The organism is Paenarthrobacter sp. TRD_SC_7 (assembly GCF_056156245.1).
This window is the reverse complement of record NZ_CM149587.1, coordinates 733,346-745,403: the sequence shown is the minus strand read 5'-3', so window position 1 is coordinate 745,403 and position 12,058 is coordinate 733,346. Positions and strand designations below refer to the sequence as shown.

Genomic DNA, 12,058 nt, shown 5'->3' with positions numbered 1-12,058 from the left:
TACTCCTCTAAAAGCAACCGGCTGAAGGGAACCAGCAGGGACTAACCCAGGTTCTTGGTCTTGAGCCATTCCTTGGCGATTTCGCCGATATCTTCGAACTTGGCCACGCGGCCGTTCATCTTGATCAGGTCCTCCGTTGTGAGCGCAGCTGAGACCTTATCCAGCGTTTCCTTGACGGTGTCCGTGGACTTCTTCTCGTTGATGACCGGCACGATGTTCTCGGAAAGGAAGAGGTTCTTGTTGTCCTCCAGCGCCACAAGGTTGTTCTCAGCCAACGCGGGGTCGGTGCTGAAGAGGTCGGCTACCTGTACCTGGCCGGAAAGGAGGGCGTTCAGCGTGAGCGGCCCACCGGCGTCGAGCGCTGAGAATTCCTTGAACTCAAGGTTGTAGACGGACTTCAGGCCGGCAACGCCGTTGAGGCGGGTCTTCCACTCCGGCGGACCACCCAAGACGAGTTCCTTGGCAACCGGCTGGAGGTCTTCGATGGTCTTCAAGTTGTACTGATCGGCGATTTCCTTCTTGACGGTGAGGACGTCCTTGTCCTCCGCTTCGGAAGCAGTCAGAACGGTCAGGCCTGCCGGGATCTTGGTGGTCAACTCCTTGGCAACGTCCTCGGACGAGACGGCCTTGGTGGCGGAGTCGAGGTACTGCAGGAGTGCGCCACCGTATTCCGGCATGAGGTCGATGGAACCGTCCTTAAGGGCAGGAATGGTGACCTCGCGGCTGCCGATGCTCGGTTTCTCCGTGACCTCAACGCCCTTGGCCTTCAAGGCTTCGGCGTAGATCTTGGCGATCAGCTGGCTCTCGGGAAAGTCCGCGGAACCTACGATGATGCTGTCGCCCGAACCCCCTGCTGCGGCTGTGTTGGATGAGCTCATGGGGTCCCCGCCGCCACAGGCGCTCAGGGTGATGGCAGCGACGGCTGCCAGGGTGAATCCAGTGAGGTACTTCTTCATGTCAACTCTCCTGAAATGGGTGCTGCACGGCATGCAGCGGCCAGGTTGGGGTGGGTGGAGGTGAATCTTGTGCGCCGAACCACCGGCGCCGGTGTTGGTTAGACCGTGACGGGGGTCTTCACGGGTTCGGCCACAGCGGCCGACTTGATGGTGCGCCGGGTCAATCCGGGTGAGACAACGCGGCGGGTGATGAAAGCGAGAAGCTGGTCGAAGAACAATGCCAGCAGGGCGACCAGTACGGCGCCGGCGACCATTTGTCCGTAATCGTTCTGGGCCTTGCCGTCGATCAGGAGGCGGCCCAGACCGCCAAGCGAAATGTATGCGGCGATGGTCGCGGTCGAGATGATTTGCAAAAGTGCGCTGCGGACACCGGACAAAACCAGCGGAAGAGAGCAGGGCAGCTGGACGTCCGTGAGGATCTTCATGGTGCGGAAACCCATGCCTTTTGCGGCGTCGACGGCGGCGGCATCCACCGCGCGAACACCGGCATAGGTGTTGGTCAGGATAGGCGGAACTGCCAGCAGTACCAGCACGATAAGGCTGGGCAGGACGTAACCCATCCGGGACGGGAATGCCGGTGAGATCAGCAGGACCAGCAGGATCAGCAAGCCCACGCTGGGAAGGGCCCGGAGGGCGTTGGCCAGGCCGGCGATCATGAACACGCCTTTGCCTGTCACACCGATGTAAATACCCAGCGGCACGGCGATGATGGCGGCAATAACCAATGCAATGAGGGAGTACAGGAGATGCTCGCCGATCAGCGTTGGGATGCCGTCTGCGCCGTTCCAGTGTGCGGGGTCGAACAAGTAATTCACGATGCCACCACCTTGGGGGTCCACGGTGTCAGCCACCGGTTGATGAGGATGATGAGTCCGTCCAGGATCATGGCCAGGACCACGCAAAGCACAATGCCGGCGATGATCGGAGTGTAGAAACGGAGCTGGAAGCCCTGCGTGAAGAGTGAGCCAAGCTGCGGGATACCCAGCAGGGCGGCGACGGATACGAGGCTCACGTTGGAGACGGCGGCGACGCGCAAGCCTGCGCAAATCACCGGGACACCCACGGGAAGTTCAACTTTCAGAAGGCTCTGGTAGCCGCGATAACCCATGGCCTTGGCGGCTTGGACGGTATCCTCCGGAACGGAATCGAGGGCATCTGCCACCACACGGACCAGCAGGGCCACGGTGTAGATGGTCAGTGCGGCCACAATGTTGAGCGGGTCCAGGATCTTGGTACCCAGGACCAGTGGAAGGAGCACGAAGAGCGCCAGGGAGGGGACGGTGTAGAGCAGCCCGGCCACACCCACCAAGAGCGGGTAGATCCGCCGGCTGCGGTGCGCCCACCAGCCAAGGGGCAGTGCGATGAGCAGCCCCAGGATCAGTGGGGTGACGGCCAGCAGAACGTGCCAGCCTAGCAGGAACACAATGTTGTCGAACTGGCGGCCCAGCCACTCGAAGTTCATCAGATCGTCTCCAGGTGTGGTTCGGCCTCGATGGCCTTGACCACGTCCGTTGCAGACACGGTCCCAATCAATTCGCCATGCTCGTTGACAACCACGCCGCGGCGGCTTGGCGAGGAGAGGGCAGCATCGAGCAGTTGGCGCATGGTTCCTGATGCCGCTGCCGGGATCCCACTGAGATTCAGGTTCTCCTGCTTCACCTCACCATTGAGAAGCTGTGTCTGCGCCCAACCGAGAGGCTTCCGGCCGCCGTCGACCACCAACACCCAAGCACCCAGCGCCTTGGCGCGAGCCTCATCCGCGGAAGCACCCAGGTGAACCACGGCTTCTTCGCCGATAGCCACAGCGCCAGCGGTTTTCGTAAAGCCGAGGGAGCGGTAACCGCGGTCACGGCCCACGAAGTCGGCCACGAACTCGTCTGCGGGCGCTGTGAGTAGCTCTGAAGGGGACGCCATCTGTGCAAGCTTGCCGCCCACGCGCATCACGGCAACCTGGTCCCCGAGCTTGAGGGCCTCGTCGATGTCGTGGGTGACCATGATGATGGTTTTGCCGATTTCGCGCTGCAGACGCAGGAACTCCTCCTGAAGCTGCGCGCGTACTACAGGGTCCACGGCACTGAAAGGCTCATCCATCAGCATGAACGCCGGGTCAGATGCGAGCGCGCGGGCAACACCCACACGCTGCTGCTGGCCACCGGAAAGCTGCCAGGGATAACGTTTGGCGAAGCTCGCGGGCAGTCCAACGCGCTCCATCAGTTCGAGCGCCTTGGACCGAGCCTTCTGCCGGCTTTCCCCGAGCAGCAGCGGCATGGTGGAGACGTTGTCCACGATGGTCTTGTGCGGGAAGAGCCCTGCGTGCTGGATGACGTATCCGATCCTGCGGCGGAGCAACGCTGCGTCCATGCCGGAGGTGGGCTGATCATCCAGGTAGATGGTGCCGCTGGTGGGTTCGATGAGGCGGTTGATCATCCTCAGGGAGGTGGTCTTGCCGCAGCCGGAAGGACCAACGAGGATGGTCAGCTTTCCGGTGGGGGCTTCCAGGTTGAGGCCGTCGACTGCCACCGTCCCGTCAGGGTAGGCCTTGGTGACATTTTCAAATTTGATCATTACTTTTCCATGCTTTCCTGGGGCACTTCATGGTTTCCGTCGGGTTCCACGAGGATGCTGTCGGCTACCTTCACCAGTTCCTCGCCGAATGTGTGGGCCTTCGCCTCGTCCAAGCGGTAGCTGGGCACCACGATGCTGAGGGCTGCCACTGTTCGGCCGCCGATCACAATGGGTGCGGCGACGGCCGTTATGTCGTCTTCAACGCCGCTCCGGACAATGGCGTAACCGCCGCCGTTTTGTCCGCCTGTCAGCACCCTGCCAGCGGCGGATCCTTCCAGCGGGATGCTCCTGCCGACCCAACTGGTGTGCCGGACAGAGCGGGTACCTTCGACGATGGCTATGTAGATTCCGGTTTCCCCAGGACCGGGAATACTCAAGTAGCAGGACTCGCCTGTATCAGCCACAAGCCGCTTCATGTGCGGCGTGCAAAGCGACACCAAGGATTCCTGGCCCAAAGCCAGTGCTCCCAGCTGAATGACACTGGCGCCCGGGCGGAAGTTGCCCCCGGGATCCCGCGTCACGAAACCGCTGCCTTCGAGGGTGCGAAGGAGGCGGAGCGCGGTACTGGCGGACAGCTCCACCACGCGTGCTGCGTCACTGAGGCTGATGGAGCCGTCAGTACAGACCGCACTGAGGAGGGCCAGCGCCCTCTCGACTGTTCGGGTGGAAGAATCCGCTGCCACTGCCTGACCTGCTTTCAAGTGGTCTACATCACCATGTCTTGCCACTTAGTAAAAATCAATTTTCACCAAATGGCAATAGGTTCTTGGAAGATTGCGAAAGATTCCACCCATGAGACGGGACCCTCTGGCGGGGCGGGTATGTTTCCGCCAGGTAAATAGTCACGCGAACCCTTGTCATCTGGTGGCATCTGGTTTTTACTTGGTGGCAGTCTTCAAACGGAGGAAAACGTGGAAACCGTCAATCAGCTCCTAGCCTCAATTCAGAACGTGGGCCGCGATGCGGTGCGCGGAGGCTACTCAAGGGCCGTCTACACAACACCCGAACTCGACCTCAGGCAGTGGTTCATCGAGCAAGCCCAACAACGCGGCCTCGACGTCGAAACGGACCGCAACGGGATCATCTGGGCCTGGTGGGGCAAGCCCCGGAACGGCGCCCTGGTCACCGGCAGCCACCTCGATTCAGTCCCGGGCGGAGGCGCGTTCGACGGACCCCTCGGCGTCGCTTCCGCACTAGCCGCCATCGATATCCTCAAGGCCCGGGGAGTGCAGCCTCCGCGTTCGCTCGCCGTGACTGTATTCCCTGAGGAGGAAGGGTCCCGCTTTGGCGTCGCCTGCCTGGGTTCGCGGCTCCTCACCGGTGCCATCGACGTCGACAAGGCCCTTAACCTGCGCGACATCAACGGCGACTCCTTCGCGGACGTCGCCAGCGCCAACGGCCTGGATCCCAACCACATAGGCCCGGATGCGGAAGCCCTGGCGCGAATAGGCGACTTCGTGGAACTGCACGTCGAACAAGGCAAGGGACTGGGACAGGAGGGTCCTGCGATCGCCGTAGGGAGTTCAATCCTGGGTCACGGCCGCTGGAAAATCAGCGTCAGCGGCCAAGGCAACCATGCTGGCACCACCCTCATGGCAGACCGCGCCGATCCGATGGTCGCGGCCGCGCAGATCGTCCTCGCCGTTCGAGACACAGCCGCCAAGCAGCCGGACGCCCGGGCGACAGTGGGGCGCTTGACGCCCGTTCCCGGCGGAACCAACGTCATCGCATCACGCGTGGATCTATGGCTGGACGCCCGTCATCCCGACGACGCTGTCACCGCTCACCTCATCGAAGCGATCTACCGTGCAGCTCAGGATGTCGCAGCAGCGGAGGGCTGCACCGCGACCCTCACGGAAGAGTCCTACAGCGACACCGTGCATTTTGATGCCGGCCTGAGCCGTCGCATCACCGATCTCCTGCCCGGCGCTCCCGTGCTGGCGACCGGAGCCGGTCATGATGCCGGCGTGCTGGCCGGCTACGTCCCCTCCGCAATGCTCTTTGTCCGCAATCCCAGCGGTATCTCGCACTCACCCGAGGAGTACGTAGCCGACGAGGACGCCTCTGCGGGTGCCGTTGCATTGGCCGATGTTCTGGAGGGACTCCTATGAGCACCTTCTGGTGCGAGACCGCGGTTATCGCGGGCGACGGCGGCTCCGACGACGGCGGCCCGGCAGTACCGGAGGTAGCTACGGGCGTGCGCGTGGAGACCATCGATGGCCGCATCTCAGCCGTGGAAAGCGGCGCGCAGCCCAACCCCGGCGACACGAAACTGATGGGCGTTGTCTTCCCCGCGGCGGCCAACGCACACTCGCACGCCTTCCACAGGATCCTCCGCGGAAGAACGCACGACGGGCGCGGAGATTTTTGGGTGTGGCGAGAGCAGATGTACCGGAGCGCGTCGGAGCTGACCCCTGAGAAGTACGAGAAGCTCGCCGCTGCAGTATTCGCTGAGATGGTGGTGACAGGTTTCAGCAGCGTGGCCGAGTTCCACTACGTCCACCACCAAGCCGATGGCGCGCCGTACACAGAGCCGCATGCCATGGAGTTGGCCCTTGCCAGGGCGGCAATGTCCGCAGGGATCCGCCTCACGCTTCTGGACACCTTGTATTTGTCTGGCGGAATTGGCACGCCCCTCAGTCCCGAGCAGGCAAGGTTTGGAGATTCGGACGTGGATGCGTGGCTGGGCCGGCTAGCCTCGCTCCGGGCTGCGATTGCACAGGAGTTTCCACCCGAGAGGGTGGGCGTCGGAGCTGCCCTGCACTCCGTTCGCGCCGTGCCGGAAGAAGCCTTGAAGATCGTGGCAAAGCAGCTACCCCGGGACATTCCCCTCCACATCCATCTGAGCGAACAACCTGCTGAGAACCAAGCATGCATGGAGGCATACGGCACCACCCCAACCGGTCTCTTGGAACGCCACGGCCTCCTGTCTTCCAGGCTCTCAGCTGTCCATTCCACGCACCTGACCCAGGGGGACATTGCCTTGCTGGGAGGAGCAGCCACCACCGTGGTGATGTGCCCCAGCACGGAAGCCGACCTCGCAGACGGGATCGGCCCCGCCCGGGAACTTTGCGACGCCGGAGCCACCATTGCGCTGGGCACTGACCAGCACGCGGTGATCGATCCCTGGATTGAAATGCGCACCTTGGAACACGGGGAACGTCTGGGCACGGGCCAACGAGGGAGGTTCTCGCCGGAGGAACTGCTGCGGACCGCTACGGAAGGGGCGACCCGCTCCATGGCCACCCCCGTCGCCGCCTCGTCCCTGCAGGTCGGCGGAATCTGCGACCTCATGGTCCTCGATCCCACCTCGACCCGGACTGCCGGATCCCGGCCCCTGCAACTGGCTTTCAGCGCGACTGCGAGCGATGTCACGCAGGTGGTCATTGCAGGAGAACTGATCGCCTCCAACGGCGTCCATGGACGCCTCGGTGCGCCGGGCATCCTTTTGACGCAAGCACTGAACGAGTTCTCCTAGCGGCGTACCGGTTGCATACAAAGCTGACGACGGCGGCCCTCACGTTGCCTACATAAGACGCCGCCCGTCGTCGTGCTTTGTGTTCAATAAATAGAGTCAAGAACGCATTCAGGGCGGCATAGGTGGCATTTCAAATGCTTCCAGTCAACTCCCAGCTAGTAAGCAGGCGGTAATGCGTTAATTACCTGAATGCATGTCACGTCCGTCACTTGACTGGAACTTGTCGGATATGACGTGCCACACTGTGTAGCGCGAGTGCACCGGCGTCCCCGTCGGAACAGCCGACGACGTCCCGCACATCGCTTCCCACACCCCATTCCCCAAGGGAGACCCATGTCCAGTTCCAGTACCGAAGGCGCGCCCCCAGTTTCACGGAAGGTCATCGGCCTGGCCGTCGCCGGCGCGGTGGGTGGCTTCCTCTTCGGCTTCGATTCCTCCGTGGTCAACGGTGCCGTGGATGCCATGGCGGACGAGTTCGTCATGAGCGAGGCACTGACAGGCTTCGCCGTCGCCGTTGCCCTGTTGGGTTGTGCCGCCGGCGCCTACTTCGCCGGCAAGATTGCGGACAGGTACGGCCGCATCCCCGCCATGAAGATCGGTGCGCTGCTCTTCCTGGTGAGCGCAGTGGGAACCGGGCTTGCGTTCGGCGTTTGGGACCTCATTTTCTGGCGGCTGGTTGGCGGCCTTGGTATTGGGCTTGCCTCGGTTATTGCCCCGGCTTACATCTCCGAGATCTCGCCCAGGCACGTTCGTGGCCGCCTCGCGTCGCTCCAGCAGCTCGCCATCACCACCGGCATCTTCGCGGCGCTGCTCTCCGATGCGGTGCTCGCCAATTCGGCCGGCGGCGCAGGTGGCACGTTGTGGCTAGGCATTGAGGCCTGGCGCTGGATGTTCATCGCCTGTGCCATACCCGCTGCCGTGTATGGCTGGATCGCTTTCCGTCTGCCGGAGTCCCCACACTTCCTCGTGCTCAACGGCAAGGAAGACCAAGCCCGCACCATCTTCAACAAGCTGATCCCCGGCGACGACATCGAACGCCACATCCGTGAGATCCAGGAATCCATCCAACAGGAAAAGCTCTCCACCAAGAAGGGATCGCTGCGTGGCAACCGATTCGGCCTACTGCCCGTGGTGTGGATCGGCATCATCCTGTCCGTGCTGCAGCAGTTCGTAGGCATCAACGTGATCTTCTACTACTCCACCACACTGTGGAAGGCAGTCGGATTCCAGGAAAAGGACTCCCTGACCATCTCCGTCGCCACCTCGGTGACCAACATCCTGGTGACCCTCGTGGCCATCGCCCTTGTAGACCGCATTGGCCGCCGACCCATCCTGCTCACCGGTTCCATCGGCATGGCAGCATCCCTCGGCGTGATGGCACTGGCCTTCTCCTCCGCCACCGGCACGGGTTCCGAGATTTCCCTGCCCGGCGCATGGGGTCCTGTGGCGCTCGTTGCCGCCAACGTCTTCGTCATCAGCTTTGGTGCCTCGTGGGGTCCGCTCGTGTGGGTACTGCTGGGCGAGATCTTCCCGTCCCGCATCCGTGCCCGAGCCCTTGGCTTGGCCGCCGCCGCGCAGTGGATCGCAAACTTTGCCATCACGCTCAGCTTCCCCATCATGGCGGCAGGCTCGCTGCCGCTGACGTACGCCATGTACGCAGCGTTCGCTGCGGCGTCGTTCTTCTTTGTGATGTTCAAGGTTCCCGAGACGAACGGCATGTCCCTTGAGCAGGCGGAAACCCTGTTTGTTCCGAAGGGCGCACCGGTAGCACCGCTGCCGGTGACTTCAAGCGAAGCCAAGTAGTGCACGAAGAAGCCCGGCGGATTCCGCCGGGCTTTTTCGTGGTTACGGGCTACACCAGGTGTGGTTCGTGGGATTTCAGATAGGCACGTCCTCCGAATGCGACGAGGATGGCAATCACCATGGCAACGGCACCAGCAAAGAACGGCAGCTGCGGGCCAAAGTGCTCACCAAGCTGTGCAGCAGCAAACGGCGCCAGCGCACCGCCCATCCAGCGCACGAAGTTATAGCCGGCGGATGCGACGGGACGCGGCGAATCAGAGACACCCATGGCCAGTTCCGTGTAGACAGTGTTGTTGATGCCCAGAAGGGCACCAGCCACAATGACAAGCACGACGACGGCAGTCACCGAGTGCCCGGCGGCCAGTCCCAGCCCGATCAGGTCGAGCATCAGCGCCGCTAATGTTCCGATCAAGACCTTGACGGCGCCGAAGCGCTTCTGCAGCACGGGAGCCACGAACACAGAGAATACGGCGACAGCTACGCCCCAGCCGAAGAACACTCCCCCAATTCCGTAGGCGTCCATGCCCAGGATGAACGGGGTGAAAGCCAGGATGGTGAAGAAGCCGTAGTTGTAGAAGAGAGCACTGGCTGCAGTAGTGCGAAGCCCCTTGTGCCCGAGCGCCAGCAACGGGTCCCTGAGGCGGGACTTCTCCGCGGGAGCGGGTGTTTTGGGTAATAATGCCAGCAGTGCGATGAAGGCCGCGGCCATAAGGAGTGCGGTGCCGAAGAACGGAGCTCGCCACTGCCAGCCGCCCAGGAGTGCGCCCAGCAGCGGGCCGAGCGAGATGCCGAGGCCGAGGGCTGCTTCATAGAGGATGATGGCCGTACCGGTTCCACCACTGGCCACGCCGACGATCACTGCCAAAGCGGTTGCAACGAAGAGTGCGTTACCGAGGCCCCACCCTGCCCGGAACCCCACGAGTTGCTCAACACTGCCGGAGAGACCGGACAACGACGCGAACACCACAATGATCGCCAGACCGATCAACAGCGTCTTCTTCCCACCGATCCTTGAGGATACGAATCCACTGATCAGCATGGCGATCGCGGTCACCAGGAAGTAGCTCGTGAACAGCAAAGAGACTTCGCTGGTGGAAGCCTCCAGGTTCTTGGCGATTGCCGGGAGAATCGGATCCACGAGCCCGATGCCCATGAACGCAAAAACGGCCGCGAGCGCAGTGGCCCACACCGCCTTCGGCTGTTTGAGGAAGGAAGCTTTCTCAGCTTCCAAGACGGTTGCAGTGGTTGTTTCGGCGCTTGCTGAAGCGTCAGCCAACTGGCGTGACATTCAATTGCTCCCTGTCGGTGCTGGTTTTGTTAGTCGGTTCTGGTTTTTAGTTCTGGAACGAACTGTTGAGCTTGGCGATCACGGGCAAGGCTGCGGCGAGATGTTCAATCTCGTCGTTGCTGAGGTCCTGAAGCAACTCGGCTACCATCGCGTTGCGTCGCTGATTGGCAGAGTCGACGGCGGCCGTGCCGGCTTCGGTGATGACCACCTGGACGGCTCGTGAATCGTCGGGATCCTGCTGGCGGGTGACCAAGCCGGCACGCTCGAGTTTGATGATCTGCTCGGTAGCGCTGGGGACTTTGATCCCCAGGTTCTTGGCGATGTCCCCCACGCGGAGGCCGCCGTCGGAAATCATGGACAACAGGCTGAGCTGCGCAGCGGTAAGGTCACCTTCAGGATCAAGACGACGGAACATGTAGACGCCGAGTCGTAGCGACTCGCGAAATTCCTGGGCGAGATCAAGTAGCCGAGGATCAAAGGAGCTCATATTTAGGTAGCCTAATAGTTAGGATGCCTAATGGTCAAGCTCTGACGGGTGAAGGCGATCTGCGCACATGCCCTGGGAGGGGTGGCGCGCCCGATCGGTAGCTATGCCCGGTTGGGGTGCTGACTTCCAGCGTGTGGACATCTTCGGGCAGCCGCCTTGCCGTCCAGCCAGGGTTTTCCTTGGTGTGGTTGCATGCTTCGCAGAGCCCTGCGCTGTTATTCACGGTTGTGGCGCCACCTGAATGCCACGGAACGATGTGATCGATATGCCTGATCGGCGCGTCACAGTAGGGCGTGCGGCAGGTGTCGTCCCGGGCTTCGATAAACCGCCTCAATCTCGGCGGGAAGAGTCGCGCCTTGGAGTCCATAGTGATGAGTTCCCCCATGGACGGCGCTGTATAGAGTCGGCGAAGCCACACGTCGAACTCCGCTTCCTGCTTTGCCGCCGGACTACCGCCCGTCGCGGACGATTGGCCGGCCTCAGAGTTCTGCCGGGTCGCACGGGGCACTCCCAACGCAGCCCCTCCAGCGCTAACAAGGGCCCTTGCCCACGCCGCCGGGACTATCCCGTAGCCCTTGAGCCGCGCTGGTTCACTATCGCCCTGCAATAGCGTGCGGTCCGTCATGATGACCTCGAGGTCGACACCGCTGATCCCGCCACGCCTGCCGGTGATGCGTTCGACGAGGGTATCTGCCATGACTTGTCCGCAGGTCCGGGAGTCCCCACCGGAACGTGCAGAGCCTGCCTTGCGGGTAAGCGCGGCATAGACGGCAACCCCATGGGCTGCAGGAAGCAGTGCAGTCAGGTAAGTCATAGTGTCCGGCGCCGGGCGCAGGGTCACCGTTCGCTCCGTGGCGGCATGACTGGCGCGCTGGGCAACGGAACGGGGATCGCGCCGGTAGGCGGCGGCTTTCGCGGCGGCGATGATTGCTTTGTCACCGGCGCCCTCGAATGTGCCCGTATCAGGTGCGAGTTCCTCGTCCACGGCGCACCGATCTTCCAAGGAAAGGCAGGCCGTCTCTCTTACGAGCAAGTTTGCGCGCCATTCATTGAGCAGGCCCGACTCCAACGCGGCCATGGTTCGCGGCATCTCCGTGACCAGCGCCTTCGCGAGTCCGAGGAGTCCCGAGCCGCGGTTCGGCGATTCACGCCTGGCCAAGGCAAGCTGAGCAGCGACACCCCGTCCCTGCTCTGACAAAGGAACACCAGCGGCTGCCTCCTCGTGCCGTTGTGCAAGGTCCAACGCCACCGCAGCACGGGCCTGCAGGCTGGTAATTGCAGATTTCAGCTCTTCCAGTCCCCGGATTTGGTCGATCAGCTCGCCGCCGTCGACTCCCAGGCGGACGGCACTCAGAAGTGCGATGAGTTCAGAGACACGGGGTGCGGAGTCACTGGGCTGCGGCTCTACAACGGGGGCAACTGCGGCCGAATCAATCGCTTGCTGCTCCCGAATCTTCTCCATGGCCCAACTCTTCCAGCGA

At 62.4% G+C, this 12,058-nt stretch carries 11 protein-coding genes; 3 read left to right on the top strand and 8 right to left on the bottom strand.

The annotated features are described in order from the left end of the window. Positions 1–41 precede the first annotated feature (41 nt). From AC0J5Z_RS03750 to AC0J5Z_RS03730, 5 genes are all read right to left on the bottom strand, one after another. Positions 42–956: an ABC transporter substrate-binding protein gene (locus AC0J5Z_RS03750; RefSeq protein WP_475037524.1), complete on the bottom strand. Its 915-nt coding sequence runs from the start codon at positions 954–956 to the stop codon at positions 42–44. 98 nt (positions 957–1,054) lie between these two features. After that, the gene (locus AC0J5Z_RS03745; protein WP_475037523.1) at positions 1,055–1,807 is read right to left on the bottom strand and encodes an ABC transporter permease; all 753 of its coding nucleotides are present in this window, start codon (positions 1,805–1,807) and stop codon (positions 1,055–1,057) included. Next, positions 1,768–2,418, bottom strand: a complete 651-nt coding sequence (locus tag AC0J5Z_RS03740; protein WP_014923069.1) for an ABC transporter permease — start codon at positions 2,416–2,418, stop codon at positions 1,768–1,770. The genes AC0J5Z_RS03745 and AC0J5Z_RS03740 overlap by 40 nt, the downstream gene beginning before the upstream one ends. Then, positions 2,418–3,521 (bottom strand): ABC transporter ATP-binding protein, encoded by a 1,104-nt coding sequence (locus AC0J5Z_RS03735; protein WP_475037520.1) that lies wholly within the window; start codon positions 3,519–3,521, stop codon positions 2,418–2,420. The genes AC0J5Z_RS03740 and AC0J5Z_RS03735 overlap by 1 nt, the downstream gene beginning before the upstream one ends. Continuing rightward, positions 3,521–4,249 carry an IclR family transcriptional regulator gene (locus tag AC0J5Z_RS03730; RefSeq protein ID WP_475037518.1) on the bottom strand — a complete coding sequence of 243 codons (729 nt, stop codon included), beginning with the start codon at positions 4,247–4,249 and terminating at the stop codon, positions 3,521–3,523. Before AC0J5Z_RS03730 ends, AC0J5Z_RS03735 begins: the two co-directional genes overlap by 1 nt. A gap of 183 nt (positions 4,250–4,432) precedes the next feature. Between AC0J5Z_RS03730 and AC0J5Z_RS03725 the strand changes: the two genes are divergently transcribed. From AC0J5Z_RS03725 to AC0J5Z_RS03715, 3 genes are all read left to right on the top strand, one after another. Further along, entirely contained in the window at positions 4,433–5,632 is a 1,200-nt protein-coding gene (locus AC0J5Z_RS03725; RefSeq protein ID WP_475037517.1) for an allantoate amidohydrolase, read from the top strand. Further along, a complete protein-coding gene (locus AC0J5Z_RS03720; RefSeq protein ID WP_475037516.1) occupies positions 5,629–6,999 on the top strand; it encodes a formimidoylglutamate deiminase in 1,371 nt (456 codons plus the stop codon). The genes AC0J5Z_RS03725 and AC0J5Z_RS03720 overlap by 4 nt, the downstream gene beginning before the upstream one ends. A gap of 333 nt (positions 7,000–7,332) precedes the next feature. Then, positions 7,333–8,802, top strand: coding sequence for a sugar porter family MFS transporter (locus AC0J5Z_RS03715; RefSeq protein ID WP_475037515.1), 1,470 nt, complete (start codon positions 7,333–7,335; stop codon positions 8,800–8,802). A 49-nt stretch (positions 8,803–8,851) separates the two neighbouring features. On the opposite strand, the gene AC0J5Z_RS03710 is transcribed toward AC0J5Z_RS03715, so the two are convergent. Genes AC0J5Z_RS03710 through AC0J5Z_RS03700 form a run of 3 tightly spaced genes read right to left on the bottom strand, consistent with a single transcriptional unit; the run spans position 8,852 to position 12,039 of the window. Then, positions 8,852–10,090: an MFS transporter gene (locus AC0J5Z_RS03710; protein WP_475037514.1), complete on the bottom strand. Its 1,239-nt coding sequence runs from the start codon at positions 10,088–10,090 to the stop codon at positions 8,852–8,854. A 46-nt stretch (positions 10,091–10,136) separates the two neighbouring features. Beyond that, a complete protein-coding gene (locus tag AC0J5Z_RS03705; RefSeq protein ID WP_475037513.1) occupies positions 10,137–10,577 on the bottom strand; it encodes a MarR family winged helix-turn-helix transcriptional regulator in 441 nt (146 codons plus the stop codon). 34 nt (positions 10,578–10,611) lie between these two features. After that, positions 10,612–12,039 (bottom strand): HNH endonuclease, encoded by a 1,428-nt coding sequence (locus AC0J5Z_RS03700; protein ID WP_475037512.1) that lies wholly within the window; start codon positions 12,037–12,039, stop codon positions 10,612–10,614. Positions 12,040–12,058 lie beyond the last annotated feature (19 nt).

What these genes read in the sequence shown, in the direction of transcription:
- AC0J5Z_RS03750 (WP_475037524.1), bottom strand. Translation starts at nt 956, where the DNA reads ATGAAGAAGTACCTCACTGGATTCACCCTGGCAGCCGTCGCTGCCATC.
- AC0J5Z_RS03740 (WP_014923069.1), bottom strand. Translation starts at nt 2,418, where the DNA reads ATGAACTTCGAGTGGCTGGGCCGCCAGTTCGACAACATTGTGTTCCTG.
- AC0J5Z_RS03735 (WP_475037520.1), bottom strand. Translation starts at nt 3,521, where the DNA reads ATGATCAAATTTGAAAATGTCACCAAGGCCTACCCTGACGGGACGGTG.
- AC0J5Z_RS03720 (WP_475037516.1), top strand. Translation starts at nt 5,629, where the DNA reads ATGAGCACCTTCTGGTGCGAGACCGCGGTTATCGCGGGCGACGGCGGC.
- AC0J5Z_RS03715 (WP_475037515.1), top strand. Translation starts at nt 7,333, where the DNA reads ATGTCCAGTTCCAGTACCGAAGGCGCGCCCCCAGTTTCACGGAAGGTC.
- AC0J5Z_RS03710 (WP_475037514.1), bottom strand. Translation starts at nt 10,090, where the DNA reads ATGTCACGCCAGTTGGCTGACGCTTCAGCAAGCGCCGAAACAACCACT.
- AC0J5Z_RS03705 (WP_475037513.1), bottom strand. Translation starts at nt 10,577, where the DNA reads ATGAGCTCCTTTGATCCTCGGCTACTTGATCTCGCCCAGGAATTTCGC.
- AC0J5Z_RS03700 (WP_475037512.1), bottom strand. Translation starts at nt 12,039, where the DNA reads ATGGAGAAGATTCGGGAGCAGCAAGCGATTGATTCGGCCGCAGTTGCC.